This window comes from Micromonospora sp. MH33 (assembly GCF_003013775.1).
GTDB lineage: Bacteria > Actinomycetota > Actinomycetes > Mycobacteriales > Micromonosporaceae > Micromonospora > Micromonospora fulviviridis.
The window spans coordinates 1-21,243 of sequence record NZ_MUYZ01000092.1 but is presented as its reverse complement, the minus strand read 5'-3'; the positions used below and the strand labels follow the sequence as shown (position 1 = coordinate 21,243).

At 65.2% G+C, this 21,243-nt stretch carries 16 protein-coding genes; 14 read left to right on the top strand and 2 right to left on the bottom strand.

Annotated elements, in window-relative coordinates:
- From B0E53_RS16295 to B0E53_RS16225, 13 genes are all read left to right on the top strand, one after another.
- On the top strand, positions 1-864 hold an 864-nt coding region (locus B0E53_RS16295; protein ID WP_107076854.1), incomplete at its 5' end, for a thymidylate synthase.
- Entirely contained in the window at positions 861-2,579 is a 1,719-nt protein-coding gene (locus B0E53_RS16290) for a carbamoyltransferase C-terminal domain-containing protein (protein WP_107076853.1), read from the top strand. The genes B0E53_RS16295 and B0E53_RS16290, both read left to right, overlap by 4 nt.
- Positions 2,561-3,610 carry a hypothetical protein gene (locus B0E53_RS16285; protein WP_107076852.1) on the top strand — a complete coding sequence of 350 codons (1,050 nt, stop codon included), beginning with the start codon at positions 2,561-2,563 and terminating at the stop codon, positions 3,608-3,610. Before B0E53_RS16290 ends, B0E53_RS16285 begins: the two co-directional genes overlap by 19 nt.
- A gap of 50 nt (positions 3,611-3,660) precedes the next feature.
- A complete protein-coding gene (locus B0E53_RS16280; RefSeq protein WP_107076851.1) occupies positions 3,661-4,167 on the top strand; it encodes a topology modulation protein in 507 nt (168 codons plus the stop codon).
- A 9-nt stretch (positions 4,168-4,176) separates the two neighbouring features.
- Positions 4,177-5,013 carry a class I SAM-dependent methyltransferase gene (locus B0E53_RS16275; RefSeq protein ID WP_107076850.1) on the top strand — a complete coding sequence of 279 codons (837 nt, stop codon included), beginning with the start codon at positions 4,177-4,179 and terminating at the stop codon, positions 5,011-5,013.
- On the top strand, positions 5,010-5,744 hold the full coding sequence (locus tag B0E53_RS16270) for a phosphotransferase (protein ID WP_107076849.1): 735 nt from the start codon (positions 5,010-5,012) through the stop codon (positions 5,742-5,744). The genes B0E53_RS16275 and B0E53_RS16270 overlap by 4 nt, the downstream gene beginning before the upstream one ends.
- Positions 5,741-6,394, top strand: coding sequence for a histidine phosphatase family protein (locus tag B0E53_RS16265; protein WP_107076848.1), 654 nt, complete (start codon positions 5,741-5,743; stop codon positions 6,392-6,394). The genes B0E53_RS16270 and B0E53_RS16265 overlap by 4 nt, the downstream gene beginning before the upstream one ends.
- Complete coding sequence (locus B0E53_RS16260) at positions 6,391-7,269, top strand: aminoglycoside phosphotransferase family protein (RefSeq protein WP_107076847.1); 879 nt, start codon at positions 6,391-6,393, stop codon at positions 7,267-7,269. The genes B0E53_RS16265 and B0E53_RS16260 overlap by 4 nt, the downstream gene beginning before the upstream one ends.
- A gap of 255 nt (positions 7,270-7,524) precedes the next feature.
- The gene (locus B0E53_RS16255) at positions 7,525-9,270 is read left to right on the top strand and encodes a class I SAM-dependent DNA methyltransferase (protein ID WP_107076846.1); all 1,746 of its coding nucleotides are present in this window, start codon (positions 7,525-7,527) and stop codon (positions 9,268-9,270) included.
- 56 nt (positions 9,271-9,326) lie between these two features.
- On the top strand, positions 9,327-10,505 hold the full coding sequence (locus B0E53_RS37020; protein WP_146167683.1) for a restriction endonuclease subunit S: 1,179 nt from the start codon (positions 9,327-9,329) through the stop codon (positions 10,503-10,505).
- On the top strand, positions 10,502-13,642 hold the full coding sequence (locus B0E53_RS16240; protein ID WP_107076845.1) for a DEAD/DEAH box helicase family protein: 3,141 nt from the start codon (positions 10,502-10,504) through the stop codon (positions 13,640-13,642). Before B0E53_RS37020 ends, B0E53_RS16240 begins: the two co-directional genes overlap by 4 nt.
- Before the next feature lie 536 nt (positions 13,643-14,178).
- Positions 14,179-14,844, top strand: a complete 666-nt coding sequence (locus tag B0E53_RS16230; protein ID WP_210406085.1) for a hypothetical protein — start codon at positions 14,179-14,181, stop codon at positions 14,842-14,844.
- Between the two features lie 10 nt (positions 14,845-14,854).
- On the top strand, positions 14,855-16,102 hold the full coding sequence (locus B0E53_RS16225; protein ID WP_107076843.1) for an ATP-binding protein: 1,248 nt from the start codon (positions 14,855-14,857) through the stop codon (positions 16,100-16,102).
- A 245-nt stretch (positions 16,103-16,347) separates the two neighbouring features.
- Here the strand turns inward: B0E53_RS16225 and B0E53_RS16220 are convergent, their stop codons facing one another.
- Together B0E53_RS16220 and B0E53_RS16215 are read right to left on the bottom strand one after the other, a co-directional pair.
- The gene (locus B0E53_RS16220) at positions 16,348-17,808 is read right to left on the bottom strand and encodes a UvrD-helicase domain-containing protein (protein WP_107076842.1); all 1,461 of its coding nucleotides are present in this window, start codon (positions 17,806-17,808) and stop codon (positions 16,348-16,350) included.
- The gene (locus B0E53_RS16215; RefSeq protein ID WP_168215338.1) at positions 17,801-19,561 is read right to left on the bottom strand and encodes an ATP-binding protein; all 1,761 of its coding nucleotides are present in this window, start codon (positions 19,559-19,561) and stop codon (positions 17,801-17,803) included. The genes B0E53_RS16220 and B0E53_RS16215 overlap by 8 nt, the downstream gene beginning before the upstream one ends.
- Before the next feature lie 231 nt (positions 19,562-19,792).
- Here B0E53_RS16215 and B0E53_RS16210 point away from each other — a divergent pair, with 231 nt between their 5' ends.
- Complete coding sequence (locus B0E53_RS16210) at positions 19,793-20,821, top strand: hypothetical protein (protein ID WP_107076840.1); 1,029 nt, start codon at positions 19,793-19,795, stop codon at positions 20,819-20,821.
- Positions 20,822-21,243: the final 422 nt, after the last annotated feature.

The following is a 21,243-nucleotide window of genomic DNA, read 5'->3' as shown; positions in this document are numbered from 1 at the left end:
CCTCGCGTTCGCCGACATCGGCTGCCTGCTCATCTGCTACCGCAGGCTGACCAAGGCCACCAACTGAGACGCGCCCTTAACCCCGCCTTCGCAGTTGCCGAGGCGCTGTGGATCCTCTCGGGCTCCGACGAACCATGGATCTTCACCTACAACCGATCCCTCGAACGGTACGCCGACCGCGGCAGGCTGCAGGGTGCCTACGGGCCGAGGATGCGGCACTGGCGCGGCGTGGACCAGCTCGATCACGTTCGCCGTTTGCTGAAGCGGGATCCGGACAGCCGGCAGGCGGTCATCCAACTCTATGACCCGCAACGGGACACCCGCGGACACCGCGACGTGCCCTGCACGCTGAACCACCGCTTCTTCATCCGCCACGGCCGGCTGGAGATGCACACCACCATGCGCAGCAACGATGTGTGGCTGGGTCTGCCGTACGACCTGTTTACCGCCACAATGCTGCACGAGCTCCTGGCCGGTTGGCTTGGCGTGGAGCTGGGCACCTACCACCACCACGTGGACTCCCTGCACGTGTACGCCGAGCACGAGTTGGCCGCTGCGGCGGTAGCCGAGTCCACCGTCGCTCCCTCACCGAGCATGCCGGCGCTGTTCGCACCGGTCGACGGATTCACCGAATTCCTCACGACCATGGTGAGGGGTGACTCCGTTACAGATGCAGGCGCGCCGTGGGTAGAGATGGCCGCCATGCTGACCAGCTACCGCCGATGGAGCGCAGGCCACCGGCCGGCCGCACACGACCTCGCTGCGCACATCGACGGCGACCTGGGGCAGGCCCTACGGAGCTGGTACACCCACCTCACCCACATGACCGAACTGGCCGGCTCCGCGCGCGGAGATGCCCAATGACCACTACCAACATCGTGCTGGGCCTGTGCGCGTTCACCCACGACTCCGCCGCCGCGCTCCTGGCCAACGGCGACATGGTCGGCTTCGCCGAAGAGGAACGGCTCACCGGCGACAAGCACACCGCCGCCTACCCCCAGCAGTCGGTCGCCTGGCTGCTCGACACCGCCGGCATCACCCCCGCGTCGGTGGACGTGCTGGCCTACAACTTCGACGGCCGCCGCTACCTCGACGCCTTGCCCGCCACCGAACTGTTCGCACGGATGCCCGAGACACGCGACCGGGCACAGCCCCGAGCGGACAGCTTCCGCAAAGTCCACGACCGGTTCACCACCCGGATGGCGGAACTACAGAGCCGTTTCCCGAACGCCCGGATAGCGCCGGTACTGCACCACCGCGCCCACGGCCTGTACGCCTTCGCCTCCAGCGGCTACGACGCCGCCGCAGTGCTGGTCGTGGACAGCCTCGGTGAGGTGCAGTCAACCACCATCGGCAGCGGGCTTCGACTATCGGACGCAAGCTGTCGCACCGTCATCACCGAGGACATCACCGACCCGGCGTCACTCGGCTACGCCTACGGGGCAGTCACCGAACACCTCGGCTGGCGCCGGGGCGACGAAGAAGGCACGGTCATGGCGCTCGCCGCACTCGGCGACCCGTGCCGCTTCCGCTCCCTGATGCGCGAGGCGATCGTGCTCACCGAGCGCGGCTTCGTGCTCAATCCGCCGTGGTTTCCGCTGCGCGTCCTCGCCCGCAACCACCCCCGGGTCAGCGCCGCCTTCATCGCCGCCACCTGCCCCAGCCGCGATCCCGCAGCACCGGTGGAACCCGTCCACGCCGATCTCGCTGCCGCGCTACAGGAGCGCACCGAGGAGGTCATGGTGCACCTGGCCCGTCGCACCCGCGCGGTGACCGGGATGCGCCTGTTGTGCGTCGGCGGTGGCGTCGCCGCGAACTGTGTGGCGGTCGGCAAGATCGTGGAGGCGGGGATCTTCGACGAGGTTCACGTCCCGCCGGCACCAGGTGACTCGGGAACGGCGATCGGCGCGGCGCTGGCAGCCAGCCTCGACGCCACCCGCCGGCTTCCCACCGGCGTCGCCGACCGGTGCTACCTCGGACCGGCGTACACCGGTTTGACGCTGCCCGACCATCCTCGCCCCGGACTCAGCGCGCACCGACCCTCTGTGCCGGCCAAGCACCTGGCGATCAAGCTCGCCGAGGGGTACACGGTGGGCCTGTTCCACGGCCGGATGGAGGCTGGCCCCCGCGCGCTGGGTAACCGGTCGATCCTGGCCTCACCGCTGCTGTCCGACGTGGTCGACCGGCTCAACGCCACGGTGAAGTTCCGCGAGCCGTTCCGCCCGTTCGCCCCGGTCGTTCTCGCCTCGGCGGCGAGTGACTATTTCACCCTGCCGCAGCTGGCCCCGTATATGTCGATCGCCTCCGGTGTGACGGCACTGACTCGTGATGAGTTGTCGACCATCGTGCACGTCAACGACACCGCCCGGGTGCAGACCGTCACCCCCGACAGGAACCCGTTCCTCGCCGAGGTGCTGGCGGAGTTCGCCGCGATCACCGGCCACCCTGTGCTGATCAACACCTCGCTCAACGTCAAGGGCAAACCCATCTGCGGCACACCGGACATGGCGCTGAACTGCCTGACCGAGAGCGGACTCGACGCCCTCATGCTGGAAGGCTGGTGGGTGACCAAGTGCTGATCGGATACAGCTTCTGGGGCTTTCTCGGCCCCGGCATCACCGAAACTCCGGACGGCGGGCGCAGTCACCGCCGAGTATTCATCGACGGTCTCCAGGACCGTGGTCACAAGGCCGTGTTCGTCCAGGCCAACCGGGACTACGAGGAGGCCGGCCTCGATCTGACCCGCGCCTACCTTTGGGATAGCGAGTTACCCGAGCTTGACGTGCTGTTCCTGGAATGGCGCTGGCCCATCCCGGGACGCAACACCACCGCGTGCGGCGCGCCGGGCCACACCTGCGACCTGCACCGCCAGCAACAGCTGCTCGACCACTACACCGGACGAGGCACTCCCACCGTGCTCTGGGACAAGGACCGGCAGCTGCCGCAGCGTCATCCGCTGCGGCAGGCGGCGAACGTGACCGTCTGTGAACCGGCGCTGCACCCTTCGCCCGGCGCGGTGTCGCTGCTGTTCCCGGTCGCCGACTCCGCGCTCGACTGCGCCGATCCCATGGCTCTGGCGACCCGGCATCGGGACCTGCCGCTGGTGTACGTCGGCAACCAGTACGACCGCGACGACGCCTTCGACCGGTTCTTCGCCCCGGCCGCAGCCGTCCATCTTCACCTGGTCGCGGGGAAGTGGACCCGTACCCAGCGGTGGCCGCGTCTCAACTTCCACGGCCGGGTGCCGTTCACCGCGGCGAACGCCCTCCACCACCGGGCGGTGGCCACTCTGCTGCTACTGCCCGACCGGTACGCCCGCGTAGCGCACGTGACCCAACGGCTGTTCGAGGCGGTCCTCGCCGGCTGCCTGCCAATCACCCCGACGGCCATCCGCGACGCCGCCCGGTTCACCCCAGCCGAACTACACGTGACCGACGGACATCAGGTCGCCCAGAGGATCGCGGAGCTGGTGAGCTTGGCCGGGACCGATCACCACGCCGAACTGATCGGCCTGTGCCTGGAGCGGCTCGATCTGTTCCGCCTGTCCCGTCAACTCGACACCATCGAGCAGGTCCTCGCAGGCCACAAGGCTCACCAGGCCAGCCGATGACCGGCTTGCCTCCACCCGACAACACCAGGCGCCTACTACCGTCGGCGGCCATGGACAGGATCGCCATCATCGGCTGCGGCGGCTCCGGAAAGACCGTCCTGGCCCGCCACCTCGCCACCACGCTTGGACTGCCTGTCACCAACCTCGACACGCTGTACTACGACGACGACTGGAACCCAACCCCGATGGAGAAGTTCGCCGTCGCTCAACGCGAGCTGGTCGCTGCCGATCGGTGGATCATCGAGGGCAACTACGCCTCGACTCTGCCCATCCGCCTGGCCCGTGCCGACACCGTCGTCTTCCTCGACCTGCCGGCCCTCACCTGCCTCTGGGGGATCGCCCAGCGCCGCTGGCGCTACCGAGGCGGCCAACACGCCGACGGCGTCTACGACCGCATCACCTGGTCCTTCATCAAGTACGTGCTCGGCTACCGGCGCAGCATGCGCCCCAGGGTCAACACCCTCGTCGCTGAATTCGGCCGCCACCTCCGATACGTGCGGCTAACCAGCAGACGGCAGGCCAACCGATTTCTGCGTCAACTCGACTCCAGCACTTGACCTGCGGAGGTGAACTTGTCCACCCCTACAGCTCCCTTCACCGATACCAAGCTCGTCCGAAGCAGTCTCTACGCCACGGCGGACCGGATCGAGCAACGCACCAGCGCCCTACACCGAGCGAAGATCACCGGCGCGGACGCCGCCGCCACCATCGCCGCGCTCGCCGCAGCTGCCCATCCCAACCCCAGCCGAGTCGCGGACATCGGCTGCGGAAGGGGCACCACCACCATCCGACTGGCCCACCAATACCCCGCAGCAACCATCGTCGCTGTCGATCAGTCCCCGGCACTACTGGCAGTCACCGGCAACCGGCTCCGCGCCCAGCGCCGCGAAGTCACACTCGTAGCCGCTGACTTCCACCACCTGCGCGGTGTCCTCGCCCACGTCGACGTTGCCGCAGCCGCGTTCTGCCTCTACCACTCGCGGCACCCCGAAAAGGCCCTCGCCGAGATCGGCGCATGCTTGGCGCCGGGCGCGCACCTCATCGCCGCGACGAAATCAGCCGACAGCTATATCAACATCGACAGGGTCATCGCCGCGAGCGGCCTGGACCGGGAGGCCGTCAGCCGACCGAGCCTGTACGAGGCGTTCCACACCAGCAACGCCGAAGCGGCGCTAGCAGCGGCCGGATTCATCCTCCGTCGACGGGTGGACCAGCAGCACACCTTCCGGTTCACCGATCTCGCTCACCTCGCCGAATATGCGGTCACCAGCCCGAAGTACCGGCTCCCATCTAAGCTGACCGCCGACCCGGCGGCGCTGGCCGCCGCGCTGCGCGCCCGTCTCTCCGACGAGCCAATTACTGCGGCTTCCACCGTGACGTACCTGGTAGCCACGCGACCATGAGCCCGGCGGCATTCGTCAAACGCTATGTCGACCCGGCCCGGGGCGTTGCCGCCCGAACGCACCTGCAGTGGCTTGAACAGCTCGGCAGTAACGTGCGACTACCGCACCTGTACCCCGGAACCGCCACCCACCTGGTATTCGAACACCTTGACGGCACGCCACCACAACAGCGCGACCTGCCGGACCTCGCCGCCGCCCTGGGACAGATGCACGGCACCGCCTACGCCCGCGAACTACACACCGCCCACCTCGACCGGCCCCTCCACACCCGGACAGGCGCGACCCTGTCGGCCTTCCACGCCGGCCGACACGCCGTGCTCGCCCAGGTCGGTGTAGACCCCACCGGCCTCCCGGCCGCCTTCTACAAGGACGCCAACCCGCGCAACTTCATCATCACCGCCACCGGGCCAGCGGTGGTCGACTTCGATGACTTGACCCTCGCCCCATTCGGCTACGACCTCGCCAAACTCATCGTGTCGGCCGCCATGACCTTCGGCACCTTGGACAGCCATCAAGTCGAAGATGCCTTCGCCGCCTACACCCGCCACGTCGAGACCACCGGCGGACCCACCCACTCCTGCACCTTCACCCAACTCACCCGATACGCGGAGATGCACCACCTCCTCACCGCGCGCTACCTACACCGCAATGGCTACCGGCACCCCTGGCCTGCCGTGCGTCCCTGGCCGGCACCCGCTGGACCGCTCAGCCTGAAGGAGCCGACACCGTGACAGTCACCACAGAACTCCTCCTCACCCGCCACGGCGAGGCCAACAACAATGCCACCGGCACCGTCGGAGGAGAACTCGGCTGCACCGGCCTCAGTCCTCTGGGCCGCAGCCAGGTTCAGCGCCTCGCCCAGCGCCTCGCCCTTGAACACCAGCAACGCCCCTTCGACGCGTTCTACGGCACCCCTCGCCGGCGCGTCCGAGAGTCAATCGAGATCATCACCGAGGCGCTACCCGTGGCCGCCGAGATCGTTGACGACCTACGCGGCCCCGACCACGGCGACGCCGACAGCCGTCCTTGGCACGAAGTCAAGACCGCTTTCGGCGGCCCGCCCCAGCACAACCCCGACCAGCCCTACGCCACCGGCTCAGAAACCTGGAACCAGTACCTCGATCGAGCGACCCGCACACTGCGGCAGATCCTCGAACGGCACGCCGGACGACGCATCCTGATCGCCGCTCACGGCGAAACCATCGAAGCCGCACACGTATTGCTCCTCCAGCTACCACCCGCAACACGCCTGGGACTCGGATTCCTTACCGACTACGCCTGCATTTCCCGCTGGCAAAAGCACGTCAACCGCTTCGATAGGCACGTCTGGACGCTCGCCGCCCACAACGACACCCGACACCTCACCAATCGACAGCAATGAGCGATACAGCTGCCACCCTGCTCACCATCTGCCGACGCCTCGTTGATCCCCACGCTCGACCCGTCGCCCTGCACGCCGGTCACAACGGCACCGCCGTGCTCCGCGCCAGCACGAGCGTCGGGGACGTCATCGTCAAGTGTCACCGCGGCCACGACCGCCACCGCCAGGAAGTCCGCGCCTATCAGCACTGGACACCAGCCCTCGGCAACAGTGCGCCCAAGCTGATCGCCGTCAGTGAAGAGCCGCTAAGCGTCGTGGTCACCGCTCTGCCGGGGCGTCCACTTGCCGAAGCAGATCTTGACCATCAGTGCGAAGCCGAAGCACACCGGCAAGCTGGCAGACTCCTGGGCCTGCTCCATAACACCGACACGTCGCAGCCAGAACTAGACATCACCGCCTGGTTGGCCGAACGCGGCGAGTACTGGCTCGCACTTGCAGGAGAGCTTGTGAGCGAGAGGCGACGGGTTGAGATCCGCGCTCACCTCCGCGACCTCGCCGCGCTCGGACCGCTCCCTGCCGTTCCATGCCACCTCGACTTCACGCCGCGCAACCTGCTGTACACGACCACTTCTCAAGAAGGGCAGAACGGCCACCACCGAACCGACGGCGTCTCATCGCTGCCTGGCGTGGCGGTCGCGGTGATCGACTTCGAGCACGCTCGGTTCGACCTGGCCCCTCGGGACCTCGTCCGCCTCGCTACCCGAACGTGGCCGAGCCGACCTGACCTGGAAGAAGCGTTCACCAGCACCTACGGCGAGCTGACCGAGCTTGATCGCAAGATCATCGAACACTGCGCACACCTTGACACGCTGACTGCCATGGTCCGCGATGCCCAATCCAAACGATCTACAGGTTGCCACCCCGATGCCTTGTAGCGCCGGGGGTGCCCTTCTATCGCGTATTACGACGGGACGGAACCTGCGAGCATGTGCCGCAGGCGGCGACCGCGACGGATTCGCCGAGCGGGTCGCTGCTGCCAGCCTCGTGGCACGGGGGTGTTGTGATGCGCGATGATGTCTGGCAGCGTACCGGCTGCTGCAGACTGTGCGCCGCAACCTGCTCGGACGACAGGCACAGGCTTGCGCAGTGCGTCCAGCGCCTGTCGTTGAGTGATCCTCGTAAGGAGCCTTGTGAGCGCCCTCGGTAGTTTCATCTGGTCGATCGCCGACCAGCTTCGGGGCCCCTACCGCCCCAACCAATACGGCAACGTGATCCTCCCGCTCACAATTCTGCGACGCCTCGACTGCGTTCTTGAGCCCGACCGCGAAATGGTGCGCGCGCTGGCGGCAAAGTACGACAACCCCAACCGGCTCAAGATCGAGGTCAATAAGGCGACTGGCAGGCCGTTTTACAACACCTCGAACTACTCCTTCGCCAACCTGCTGGCCGACGCCGACGGGCTGGCAGACAACCTGGCCGACTACATCGACCGGTTCTCGCCCGATGTCGACGTGTTCCAGTACTTCGACTTCAAGAAGGAGATCCTCGCACTGGAGAAGGCGGGACTCCTGCGCGAGGTAATTACGTCCTTTAGGTCCGTCGACCTGCATCCAGACGTCGTCTCCAACGCCGACATGGGCGATGCGTTCGAGTACATCATCCGCAAATTCAACGAGGCCGCGAACGAGACCTCCGGTGACCACTACACCCCGCGGGACGCGATCCGGCTGCTGGTCGACCTTCTCTTCGCCGAGAAGGACGCCGACCTGACCGAGGCCGACATCGTCCGCGCACTGTACGACCCCACCGCGGGCACCGGAGGCATGCTCGCCCTGGCTGAGGAGCACCTGCTCGCGCAGAACCCCGGCGCGAAGCTGAGGCTGTACGGGCAGGAGTACAACCCGCAGTCGTATGCGATCTGTAAGTCCGACCTGCTGGCCAAGGGCTACGACGCCACTAACATCGCCTTTGGCAACACCCTCACCGACGATGCGTTCAAGGGCCGCCAGTTCGACTTCTGCATGTCCAACCCGCCCTACGGCGTCGACTGGAAGCAGTACGCCAAGGCGGTCACGAAAGAGCGCGACGAAGCGGGTCCCTACGGCCGGTTCGCCCCCGGCCTCCCGGCGATCTCGGACGGGCAGATGCTCTTCCTGCTCCACCTGGTTCACAAGATGCGCGCCCCCGAGGATGGCGGCGGTCGGGTCGGCATCGTGATGAACGGCTCGCCGCTCTTCAACGGCGCCGCCGAGTCCGGCGCCTCCAACATTCGCAAGTGGCTGCTGGAGAACGACCTGGTCGATGCTATCGTCGCGCTGCCGACCAACATGTTCTTCAACACCGGCATCGCCACCTACATCTGGATCCTCGACAACACCAAGCACCGCGACCGCAAGGGCCTGGTCCAGCTCATCGACGGATCGTCGTTCTGGACGAAGATGCGCAAGAACCTCGGCGCCAAGAACCGTGAACTCAGCGAGGAGGACCGCGCCAAGGTCGTCCAGTTGTACGCCGACTTCACCGACGCCGACCCGGACTACGCCAAGGTGCTGCGCAACGACGAGTTCGGCTACTGGACCATCACCATCGAGCGCCCCCTCCTCGACGAGTCCGGCCGGCCGGTGCTCGACCGCAAGGCCAAGCCCAAGCCGGACCCGAAGAAGCGCGACACCGAGAACGTCCCATTCACCTACGGCGGCTCGACCGCCGGTGCCGCAGCCGAGGCCGAAGTCATCCAGGCGTACTTCGACACAGAAGTGAAACCCCACGTTCCCGATGCCTGGATCGACTGGACCAAGACCAAGACCGGCTACGAGATTCCCTTCACCCGCCACTTCTACAAGTACGTTCCGCCCCGACCCCTCGCCGAGATCGACGCCGACTTGGAGAAGCAGGTTGCCAAGATCCTCGATTTGCTGCGGGAGGTTGAAGGTTGAGGCGGGCATATAGGAACTCCGCTTCGCCTTGGCTCGGCAGGATTCCGGATGACTGGGTGGAGTCCCGCTTCCGCTACGAGGCAGTCATCAGCGGTGGCCAGGTCGATCCCCGAGCGGAGCCGTGGTCCGGGATGGTGCTGGTTGCCCCAAATCACATCGAGTCGGGCACCGGTCGACTCGTAGGGCGGGAGACTGCAGCGGACCAAGGTGCTGACAGCGGAAAGTATGTGGCCACCGCCGGTCAGATCCTCTATTCCAAGATCCGCCCAGCTCTGAACAAGGTTGCAATCGCTGTCGAGGACTGCCTTTGCAGCGCGGATATGTACGCAATCTCGCTGTCAGACAGACTTGACACGCGGTTCGCTCGCTACTTCATGTCCGCGAAGCCGTTCCACGACTTCGCCACTGCGATGTCGATGCGTGTGAAGATGCCAAAAGTCAACCGGGAGGAGCTGGCTGACGGACCGTGGTTGCTGCCTAAATTGTCTGAGCAACGCGCCATCGCCGACTACCTCGACCGTGAGACCGCCCGCATCGACACGCTCATCAAGGAGCAGCAGCGGCTGATCGAGATGCTCCGCGAACGCCGCGACGGAGTTGTGACCAAGACGTTCCTTAATTCGGCGAGCGAGGAGCGCAGCCTCAAATTCGCGGTGGATGACGTGACAGTGGGCATCGTGGTTCAGCCTTCGCGCTGGTACGTCGATGCCGGTGTCCCGGCACTTCGAGGCGTCAACGTCAAGCGCGGTTCAATCTCGTTCTCAGACCTAATCCACATCTCAGAGGAAGGTCACGCGGCTCATCCAAAGTCGCAGTTGCGCTCGGGCGACATCGTCATTGTCCGAACCGGTCGGGCAGGGGCGGCGGCGAAGGTCCCTGACGCACTCGATGGTGCCAACGCCATCGACATCCTCATCGTCAGGCCCGGAGAAGGCACCAATCCGGACTTCTTGGTCTGGTATCTCAACTCGCCGCTGGCGGCATCTCGCATCGAGCACGGCTCTGTTGGAGCGCTCCAGGGTCACTTCAACGTAAGCGCGCTTCGAGAGTTGCCCCTTCCCGATGCGTCCCTTGTGGAGCAGCAGCGCATCGTCGCTTATCTCGACGAGCAGATTGCGAAGATCGATACGATGATCACGGAGACCGAGCGGTTCATCGAACTCGCCCGCGAGCGTCGATCGGCGCTGATCACGGCGGCGGTGACGGGGCAGATCGACGTACGGGAGACGGCATGAGGGCCGATCACAACGAGGTCGTCTTCGAGTCCGAGATTTGCGCGTACCTTGAGTCCCACGGGTGGCTCTACTCGGCGAGCGGCACCGGCTACGACCGAGAGCGGGCGCTCTTCCCCGAGGATGTGTTCGGCTGGCTAGAAGAGACTCAGAAGGCGGCGTACGAGAAGGCGTTGAAGGCGGCGGGGTCCCAGGCGAAGTTCCTCGACGTGCTGACCACGGCGCTCGACAAGCCTCTCGAACATGGCGGCGGGACGCTGAACATCCTGCGCAACGGGGTGCAGTACATCGGTGGTGGTCGGTTGAAGATGGCGCAGTTCCGCCCCGAGACCAGCCTGAACGCGACCACCAACGAGCAGTACGCGGCGATGCGGGTGCGGGTGATGCGGCAGGTGCACTTCTCCACCGCCGACCAGCGCAGCATCGACCTGGTCTTCTTCGTCAACGGGCTTCCGGTGGCGACCGTCGAGCTGAAGACCGACTTCACCCAGTCTCTCGATGAGGCGATCAACCAGTACCGCAAGAACCGGCATCCGCTGACCAACGGGCGGCCGGAGCCGCTGTTGTCGTTCGGGCATCGTGCGCTGGTGCACTTCGCGGTCTCCAACGACCTGGCCGCGATGACCACCAAGTTGGAGGGCGAGACGACGCACTTCCTGCCGTTCAACATGGGTCACGAGAGTGGCGCCGGGAATCCGCCGGGTGAGGGCGGGCGGTCGGCGACGGCGTACCTGTGGGAGCGGGTCTGGGAGAAGGACGCCTGGCTCACCATCATCGGCCGGCTGATGATCGTGGAGACCAAGGAGGAGTGGGATGTCGCGACCGGAACGTCGGTGCGGCGTACGAGCATGCTCTTCCCTCGGTTCCACCAGTGGGAGGCCGTGACGAACATCGTGGCAGCGGTGCGCGAGGAAGGGGTGGGGCATCGCTACCTGATCGAGCACTCGGCAGGGTCGGGGAAGACGAACACCATCGCCTGGACCGCGCACCGGCTGGCGCGGCTGCACGTGAACGACGAGAAGTTCTTCGACTCGGTGATCGTGGTCGTGGACCGCACCGTGCTCGACGGGCAGCTCCAGGAGGCGATCCGGCAGATCGACGGGTCGGGGAAGATCGTGGCTACGATCAGCCCGCAGGATGTTCGCAAGGCGGGGGCGAAGTCGAAGTCCGGGCTGCTGGCGACCGCCTTGAAGAACGGGGAGTTGATCATCGCGGTGACGGTGCAGACCTTCCCGTTCGCCCTCGACGAGATCCGGGCCGACTCGTCGCTGAAGGGCCGGCGGTTCGCGGTGATCGCCGACGAGGCGCACTCGTCGCAGTCCGGGCAGATCTCCTCCAAGCTCAAGGCTGTGTTGACCGCGGAGGAGGTCAAGGAGATCGAGGAGGGCGGTGAGGTCGACGTCGAGGCGATCCTGGCCTCGGAGATGACCGAGCGGGCCGAGTCGGAGAACATCTCCTACTTCGCGTTCACGGCGACACCGAAGAATAAGACCCTGGAGCTCTTCGGCCGCAACGGTCCTGACGGGAAGCCGGTCGAGTTCCACCTCTACTCGATGCGGCAGGCGATCGAGGAGGGCTACATCCTCGACGTGCTCAGGGGCTACCAGTCCTACGACACCGCGCTGAAGATCGCCGGCCGGGCCGAGAGCGGCGACGGCGACGAAGAGGTGGAGGAGGCCGCAGCGCGTAAGGGGCTGATGCGGTGGGTCAAGCTGCACCCAACCAACATCAGCCAGAAAGTGCAGATCATCGTCGAGCACTTCCACGCCAACGTCGCCCACCTGCTCGAGGGCAAGGCGAAGGCGATGGTCGTGACCGACTCGCGCAAGGCCGCGGTGAAGTACAAGAAGGCGATCGACGCCTACATCGCCAAGCGGGCCGCCAAGGACGCCTCGTACAACTACCGCACCCTGGTCGCCTTCTCCAACTCCGTCAAGATGGCCGAGAACGAGGAGTGGGCCTCGGACTGGGGGCCGCAGCCGAGCAAGGACGACGAGTTCACCGAGGCCAGCCTGAACCCTGGCGCCGGGCCGGACCTGGCCGCCGCCTTCAAGGGCACGACATACAAGATCATGCTGGTCGCCAACAAGTACCAGACAGGATTCGACCAGCCGCTGCTCTCGGCCATGTACGTGGACAAGAAGCTCTCCGGGGTCACCGCAGTGCAGACGCTGTCCCGGCTCAACCGCACCCACCGCACCGCGGGCGGAGAGCAGAAGCGCAAGACGTTCATCCTCGACTTCGTGAACAAGCCTGAGCACATCCGGACTGCATTCGAGCCGTACTTCACCAACGCCACCCTGGAGACCGAGACCGACCCGTACATCGTCGTCCATCTCGCCAACAAGCTCGCCCAAGCCGGGATCTACACCCCTGAGCAGGTGCGCGAGGTCGCCGGACTATGGGTCACCCGCAAGGGCAACAAGGCGCTCTCGGCCGCGATCAGCCCGGCCAAGAACGACTTCGCCCGCCGCTACACGGCAGCAATCGAGGCCGACGACAAGGTCACCCTCAACACCCTCGACCTGTTCCGCAAGGACGTATCCACCTACGTCCGCCTCTACGACTTCATGAGCCAGATCGTCGACTACGGCGACCCGTACATGGAGATGCTGTCGATCTTCCTGCGGCTCCTGGAGAAGGTCATCGCAGACGCGTCGTGGGCTGCGGAGGTTGACCTTTCGGACGTGGTCTTAGTCGGGGTCAAGCACACCAAGGGGACTGCGGTCGACATCTCGCTGACCGGTGACGGCGAGCTCAAAGGCATCGGCGCTGCGGGCACCGGCACTCGGAAGGAGCCGAAGTACGTCGCACTACAGGTCGTCATCGACAAGATGAATGACCTCTTCGGCGCCGAGTCGTTCTCCGCGTCTCAGGTCCGTGAGTTCGTGCAGGGACTGGTGCAGCGGCTGCTCGCTTACCCCGACTTGGTCAACCAGGTCAAGGTGAACTCGAAGAAGCAGTTCATGGAATCGCAGGACTTCCAAGCGGCGGTAACCGAGGCGGTCGTCGACAACCAGGAGGCCCACAACACCATGGCCGACTACTTTTTCAGCGACGGCCCTGGCATCAGCGCTGTCATCATGGCGCTTGCGGACGCCTTTTACGAAGCTGCGATCGACCAGGGGACAGACGTGTGAGCAGCCCGGGGATCCGGGCTCAGCGCGAGGTCATCGAGGGCCTGCTCCGCCAGCCATCACAGGACGCCGCTTATGTACTTGCGGTATTGCTGGACCGCGAGGCGCCACGTGACCCGGCGTTCGGCGCAGAGCTCCAAGCCCGATGGGAGCGGACTGACGCAGTCGTCACAGCCGGTCCGGACGGCATGGCGAACTCCATCTCGGGCGATGTCAGCGGCCCTGTAGTGCAAGCGCGCGACATCCACGGGGGTGTCTCGTTCGGATGCGATAAGTGATCCTGGCGGGACCACCGCTGCGGGTCGTTGATTGCGAAGCCAGTTCCCATACTCAGTGGCATGCCGCGCACACGCGCCGGAGACGGGGCAAGGGCGGCCTGGTCGGGCCGCGCGAACGTCCCAGCAACAACCACCGGTGTCCCCCATTTACCCCCGAGAAACCCCCGCCAACTGGGACGAGGTATTCCCGAGCGAGACACCAGACCGACTGTCGGAGGTGCCGTCTAGCCTCCTGAGCAGGACGACCTCGAGGGAGCTGCTATGTCGGGCCAGCTAGAAGAGGTGCTCAGGCACCGCTACATCTACGTGCCGCGTGGCACCGAAACGGACACGATCCTGCCTGGCAAGCGGCTGGGCCTTGCTGTAGCGCGCGAGCGCCGCGCCCGCCTGACGGTCGTGGCCCCCCGCAAGGACTCGGCGACCCATCACCCCGAACTCGCCAAGCTCGACATCGTGACCGAGCGGAGCGGCCACCCGCAGGATGGCGGAGTGGTCCTTGCCTGGTGCCCGACCTACAAGGTTATGGAGAAGATCCAGCTCCAGAAGCGGAGCGTGGTGGTGCTCGTCGAGTGGATCCCTGGCGAGTTCGACCGCTGGGCGAGACTCCATAGCGCGTACAACGCCGTCACTGGCGAGGTTATGGACGCGGGCCTGAACGCCGAGGTCTCCAAGACGTTGCAGGGCATCGTGTACGAGGGATACAACGCCTGGACCAAGAGCACCGATGAGGTCATGACCCTCAGCTTCCTCAAGGACCTCGCAGCATCCGGCGCCTACGACCGCGAGCTCGTGCTCGCGTACGCCCGACAGTCCAAGTCCGAGCACAGCATCGATAGGCTCAAAAAGATCCTCGACAAGTTCGAGACGTCGCAGAGGTCGCTGCTGACCACACCGGACTCGGACTTCCCGACCAGCCGCAACTTGTAGGTGCTCCTTGATGACCTTCACATCGATCCATCGCTACCTCGGCGATCCGCCCGGTCCACTCACAGACGACATGATCGACCGCGCCACCGCTCAGGGGCTCCGCGAAGCGGACGACCTGGACTGGAAATCCGAGCTGCCACCGCTCGGCGCGATCCCGAACTCCGACTTCCCCAAGGACGTTGCTGCCATGGCCAACAGCGGTGGCGGCACATTGGTCTTCGGCGTCACGGAAGCACAGAAGGCAGCCACCGGACGCAAGGACACCGGCGAGCTGACTGAGGTCTACGAGCGCGGCCTGCGCAGCGCCGCCGTGACGGCGATCAGCCCGCCGGTCTTCGGGCTCGAGGTACTCCAGCTCGGTGAACCGGGCAACCAGTGCGTAGTCGTCACGATTCCACGCAGTGTCGATGGCCCGCACCTGATCTACAAGAAGGAGTACTTCGGAGCACCAATCCGCAACGACGCAGACACTGTCTGGATGAAAGAGCGTCAGATCGAGGCGATGTACCGAGCGCGCTTCGACGAGCGCCGACGATCCACCGAGGTGCTCGACAAGCTCTACGCCGAGTCGGCCGCGATGCGCTCACCCGATAGCCCCGCCTGGATCGTTGCAGTAGCGCACCCGCGACTGTCGTCGGCGTTCACGAACCGGCCAGATCAGACGGTAGCCAGGATGGCGTTCGAGGAGGCGAGCAAGAACGCACTCGTCTACGTCGGACGAGGCAGCCTGCACCCGATTGAGAACGTCGACCGGAACAACCCACGCCCCGGGCTCCGCCGCTGGACGGCTAGACCCATGATCGACGGCGACAGCCAGCGTTGGAAGGAGGCCTGGGTCAGCATCCACGACAACGGCTCAGTGAGCCTCACGGCGGCGGTCGGCGGTCACCGGCGTTCGAGTACCGAGTACAACGATGACCATGTTGTCGAGTCGCGAGACGTCGAGGTGGCGATCGCAGACTTTATGGGCCTGATCCGTGAGGCCAGCGATCGTCTGGGACTCGGTGAGTACGAGGTCAGGGTCGGGTTCGAGTGGAACAAGACGGAGCGGCTCCAGCTTTGGACCACCGACGGGATGAACTTCTCGTACTCGGGCAGTACCATCGCCCTCGCCCAGTACACGCCCATCGAGGTGACGGTACGAGCAGACGCGGAGTCGACAGACTTCTACCAGCAGGTGCACGACTTGGCGCTTGACTGCTTGAACCAGGGTGGCATCGCGCACGTGCAGACCATGAGCCGTTTCCATCCTGAGTAGCGGCTGGCCTCAACGCCGTGCAGGACGAGGAGGGCCTGTGCGACCGCTGTCGCGCGGTGGGGCAATAACGCACCTTATGTGGAATTCAGGCACCATGCTCAGATTAACCGCCATCGCGGCGGAGTGGATTTCGCCAGTTGCTGGATAAATCGCCGCTTCCACCTTGCGCTCACCGTGGGCATCGCACCCGTCAGGGGCGGCTTGGCGAGGTCCCCTCGTTCAAGGGTAGTTCGCGCGGTACCTGGTCAACCTCGCCTGGGTCGCGTGAGCGTGGCGGTCGACAGATGCGGGTTTTGGCTGATGATCGTCAGCGTCTTCCTGGGTCGGGTGAGTGCCACGTAGAGGCTGGTAGGTGTGTGTGCGTCACCGTTGAGGATTACGGCATGGTCGTACTCGAGGCCCTTGACCAGAGTTGTTCGGGCGAGGACGTGAGGCAGAGCCACACGGCCGGTCACTCGAGTCTGGTTTCGCAGTTCCACGACAGCTGTTTCAACGGCGGTGCCGTTGATGCATGCGATGGACAGCGCCCTGGAGATCGTTGACCATGCGTCGTGGCGGTAGCGGCGGATGCGGGGCAGCGCGGCAATGGCGATGAGGGCATCGCGGACCCGGCGTGGAGCAGGGTCGTCGAGCAGGGCCGAAAGGCGACTTTGGGCTTCTTCGGCACCGGGCCGCTTGAGGTGTGTGATGGTCTTGCCTGCCCGGAGCTTCTTGACATCGGTGCTCGTCAGGTGGTCGGCGACGCCGCTGGCGCAGTCCTTACCGAATTGAGCGGTTGCGGCAGCGACCTCGTACGGGTTGCCTCGGTCGACGATGCGCGCGAAGGCGACCATGTCCTCGCCTTCGATCGTCTCCATTACGGTGTAGGTGCCGTTGAGCCGGCTGGCCACGCCGTGACAGTCTCGGGCCCAGCGGCCGATCGCGACGATGGTGTCGGTGCCGTGTTCGTTCCGTATATCCCGACAAACTCTGACGGCGCTGGCGTAGGAGTTGGCTTCGGCTCTGATCCATCGCACGGCCGTTGTTCCCGTGAGGCTGATGGGCCGCTCGAGCGTAAAGTCGTCGCGCACGTTGATCAACCATTGTCCGAGATCATCGTTGTGACCCCGCCACCGCCAGGGTGCGATCGATATCGCGATCGCTGGCCAGCGGCCCGCCACATCCGCAGTCCAGTTGACCAGGGGATCGGCGTCGAAGTCGAAGATCGCCTGCATGGGATCGCCGAAGACACTCAGTGGCAGCATCTCACCGACGGCCGTGATCAACGCATGCTGACGCGTGGTGCAGTCCTGATACTCGTCGATGACAGCGAATGCGTAGCTGGCCGGCAGCACTCGACGCATGATGCCGCTTGTCAGAACCCGAAGCGCGCCGTCATAGTAGACCTTCGATTCGTTCCAGTCGGGGTAGGTGGGGACGGTGATGCGTGCCAGCTGGGGGTACTGGCGTACGAGATGGTGCGACCAACTGGCGATCGTCTCGATTCGCACGGCATTTGCGGCGACGCCGAAGCGTCGTGTCCGCCGCCGAAGCGCCTCGACCCCAGCGTTGGTGTGGGTCAGAATGAGCGCTCGCTGTCCCGCCTCCGCGGCTAGAGCCGCGAGGGAGGCGATGATCTCGGTTTTGCCGGTGCCTGCCGGCATCGCGACCGAGCACGGCATGGCCTCTCGGATTTGCTCAGCGCTCGTACGGACGGCCTCACTCATCGGAACTCTGCTGCTCCTCGTCACCGTAGACGTGGCGGCGAAGTTTGGTCAGCTCCTCGCCTAGGTGCTGGTCCTGGTAGTTAAACCAGCGCTGGAGAATGAACTCGCCGAGTCGCTCCCCGGCATCTTCACGCTTAAACCACGCCTTATCGGAAGCCTTCTTCCCGGCGCCGCCCCCCGCGGCCTTAGCGACGCCAGCCCGAACCTCCTCGAGGGTGTAGCCCGCGTCGGACCAGGCCACCGACGTCAGGGACACCTCGTTCTTGAGCAGGCGCGGAAGCGCAGTCGTGACGTGGTCCACCACCGCGTCCGAGCCTTTGAGATCTACCGCCAGCTCCAGCAGCGCGACGATGGATGGCTCGTCAAGGGGGTGGATGACTTCGGACTCGGTCGATTTGCCGGGCTGCCAACGGATGACCTCCACGCCGGCCTTCTCGGCCAGGGCGATGGGCCCGTCCACGCTGGGGTCGTCGCGGTCGACAACCAGCACAGCCTGGATCCCGAGGTTCTGGAAGATCGTGGCGCGGGCGGCGGCGGGGTTACCGCCGCCGTCGAGGAACGCTACGCCCAGCGCGGCGTGCGAAGGCTTCCCGTCACGGGCGCGTTCATCGTTCCAGGCACGGATCAGATGCCGGATGATCCCTGCTTCGGTCTTTCCCTCCCCGACGACGACTTTGCGGGCGAGGATCGCTGACGGACAGGCACGCAACGCGCCCTGCGTTCCGGCGATATCCGCTGGCACGGCGCGCACCTCGGTTTTGCCCGCGTCGTTTTGAACTACGCAGATGTCGGTGGCGTTCATCGCCTGTACGGCGAGCGGTGAATGAGTGCTGATGATGACCTGTCCGCGGCCACCCGCCGAGCGCTGCTTGATCTGGTGCAAGACATGCAGTAGCCGGTGGGGGTCGAGTCCATGTTCGATCTCGTCGATGAGAAGGATGTCGCCCTTGATCGCCGCCTGCTCCTGCGCTGCGATACTAGTCAGGCGTCGGCTGCCCAGTCCCGCGTTGGTCAGCGGCACGTTGCCTTCGTGCAGGAGAAGTGCGCTGGGAGAGGCACTGGCTACTGGGTCCCATCCCGGACGCAGGTCGAACCGCCCACCTCCGATCGCGCCGGCCGCCTCGGACACCTGCTTCGCTGCTGCTTCGAGTGCAGGAAGGGGCTGGTCGAACACGGCGTTGCGCGAGGCGCGTTGCGCGACGGTCACCGCCTCGCTCGCACCGTCGTTCGTTATGCGCGTTAGCGCCGATCCGCGGCCCCACCGGAGGTGGGTGTCAACCCGCTCATCGACGCGGAAGAGACCCAGTGATTTCCGTCTCCCGCCGGTCAGCGGCAGTCCATCCTCATACTCCCCGTGGCGCACCACCGACCAGGTCGGCTCGAGGTCTTGGTCCACGCTCAACTGCAGCAAAACGCATGGCTCAGATCCGGCTAACGGATCATGCTCGAGGTCCCCATTCGCCGTCAGGCCGGTCAGATTCATCCCAAAGGCTGTGTCGGCGAGTAGGTCGTCACTCAGGTCGCCGATGAGAACCCGCAGGGTGATCGGGCGCGACGTGTCGCACTGGTAGAAGTCGGCATCGCTGAAGGTCACGTTGAAGCGCGATGTCAGCACCAGCGCAATCGCATCAAGCAGAGTCGTCTTGGTGCTGTCACCGGGCCCGACGAGGCACAAGAAGCGCTCTGCGGGCAGCCGCCACTCTGCCTCACGGATTCCTCGGAAGTTGCTAACGGTCACCCGCCGGATCTGCATCGGCGCAGTGTAGTTCCGCCGGGGCCGACGGAGGTGGATGACGATTGAGGCTCGGCGGGTCGGCAGGCGGCACGAGCATTCACACTGACGATGTTGGCGAAAATCGACTCGCCGAGTGTTGCGCGGCGGCCCTCCGCCAATCATCGGCGGCGGCCATCGCGCTCACCCAGAGTGTCACACCCATCGCCTAGCGTTGGATCGCCCGGGGCATGTAGAAGGACGGGAGCTTCGATGGGTGATCGCAACTACTCGCCGGGGTGCGAGAAGGCGTTGTTCATGCTCAGCCGGGGGCACTGCTATGAGCCCGACTGCGCGACGAGGGTGATGCGCTTCGTCAACGAGGAATGGGAGGTCAAGGTCGAGATTGCCCACATCCGTGGGTTGAAGAAGACGAGTGCCCGCTACGACGCGGACATGTCGGATCTTGAACGCAACCACTTCCGAAACCTGATCTTGCTCTGCGAGCCTCACCACAAGGTGGTCGATCGCAGGGAGAACCTGCACGTCTACACGGTCGACCTTCTTACTGCTTGGAAGGAGCAGGTCGAGGGTGACCTGTCGGACGAGCTGGACGAGATCGACTGGTTGACGCAGGATCGGTTGAAAGCGATCTTGGCGGAGGCCATTGACGATACCCGCGATGGCATCGATGCGGCGCTTGCCAGGGTTCACGGGATCGGAAGTGAGACACTGGACTTGGTCAAGCAGCTCGTCGCGGATGCCTTCACGCTGCCCTACGTCGATGCGCAGACCGCCCAAGCGCTCAGGTCGTCCGCCGAGGACCTGCGGCATCTCCCTCAGAGCGCCGAAATGCTTAGCTACTCGGCAAGAAGTCTGAGCCAGCTGCCGGATTCCGTGGAAATGCTCATGTACTCGTCACGAGGCTTGCAAGATCTTCCAGACTCGGTGGAGACCCTCGTGTACGCCCTGCGGCAGTTTGATGGTTTCCATGATCAGATGTCGCAGACCCTCACGCGAATAGAGGCGATCCAACGCACGGGCGAGGAGCTTCACGACGTGGCGCGTCGGATCGAGGTCACTCACGAGTCGGTAGAAAGGCTCGCCGACGCCTCGACTCATATTGCCGGCATGGCCCAGACGGCAGCAGCGCTCGAAGGGGCTGCCCAGGCGGCCAGCGTAGCCGCGCAGCAGTCCGCCGAGGGCTGGTCATGGCGGGCGTTTCGGTGGGGGATGTTCTGCTGCTTCATCGCCGTCCTCGTCCTGCTCGGCTTTTACTCCTGGGCCCGGATGCAGACGTAGGTCGGTCGTACGGGAGGGCGCGGCGCGAGGGCTCGCGAGCGGGTGCCAGCGGGCGATCGTTGTTCTGATGTGACTGCTATCGGGTGGGCGAGGTATCCGCTTCTCGCTGAGCATGCGCACGGCCGTCGATGGCTTGAGTTCACTGCGCGCATCGGCCGGGCTCCGAACACCATCGATGCTTACGGGCGAGCGGTCGAGGACCACCCTGCGCTACTGCCGCCAGCAGGGCATCGAGCCGCTGCGCCTGGGCATCGAAGCTCAACGTTGCCGTTGCTTGTCGTCTCCACTCCTATGAGTGATCGTCGCATAGGGTCTTCTCTCCGGCGGATACCACCAAAGGGACTAAGCTTGTTCTTTAACCCTGACGTCTCGGCGGCCGCGATAGTCCTTTATGGATTTCGGCGTGTCGTGGAGACGGAAGC

What these genes read in the sequence shown, in the direction of transcription:
- B0E53_RS16290 (WP_107076853.1), top strand. Translation starts at nt 861, where the DNA reads ATGACCACTACCAACATCGTGCTGGGCCTGTGCGCGTTCACCCACGAC.
- B0E53_RS16280 (WP_107076851.1), top strand. Translation starts at nt 3,661, where the DNA reads ATGGACAGGATCGCCATCATCGGCTGCGGCGGCTCCGGAAAGACCGTC.
- B0E53_RS16270 (WP_107076849.1), top strand. Translation starts at nt 5,010, where the DNA reads ATGAGCCCGGCGGCATTCGTCAAACGCTATGTCGACCCGGCCCGGGGC.
- B0E53_RS16260 (WP_107076847.1), top strand. Translation starts at nt 6,391, where the DNA reads ATGAGCGATACAGCTGCCACCCTGCTCACCATCTGCCGACGCCTCGTT.
- B0E53_RS16240 (WP_107076845.1), top strand. Translation starts at nt 10,502, where the DNA reads ATGAGGGCCGATCACAACGAGGTCGTCTTCGAGTCCGAGATTTGCGCG.
- B0E53_RS16230 (WP_210406085.1), top strand. Translation starts at nt 14,179, where the DNA reads ATGTCGGGCCAGCTAGAAGAGGTGCTCAGGCACCGCTACATCTACGTG.
- B0E53_RS16225 (WP_107076843.1), top strand. Translation starts at nt 14,855, where the DNA reads ATGACCTTCACATCGATCCATCGCTACCTCGGCGATCCGCCCGGTCCA.
- B0E53_RS16220 (WP_107076842.1), bottom strand. Translation starts at nt 17,808, where the DNA reads ATGAGTGAGGCCGTCCGTACGAGCGCTGAGCAAATCCGAGAGGCCATG.
- B0E53_RS16215 (WP_168215338.1), bottom strand. Translation starts at nt 19,561, where the DNA reads ATGCAGATCCGGCGGGTGACCGTTAGCAACTTCCGAGGAATCCGTGAG.
- B0E53_RS16210 (WP_107076840.1), top strand. Translation starts at nt 19,793, where the DNA reads ATGGGTGATCGCAACTACTCGCCGGGGTGCGAGAAGGCGTTGTTCATG.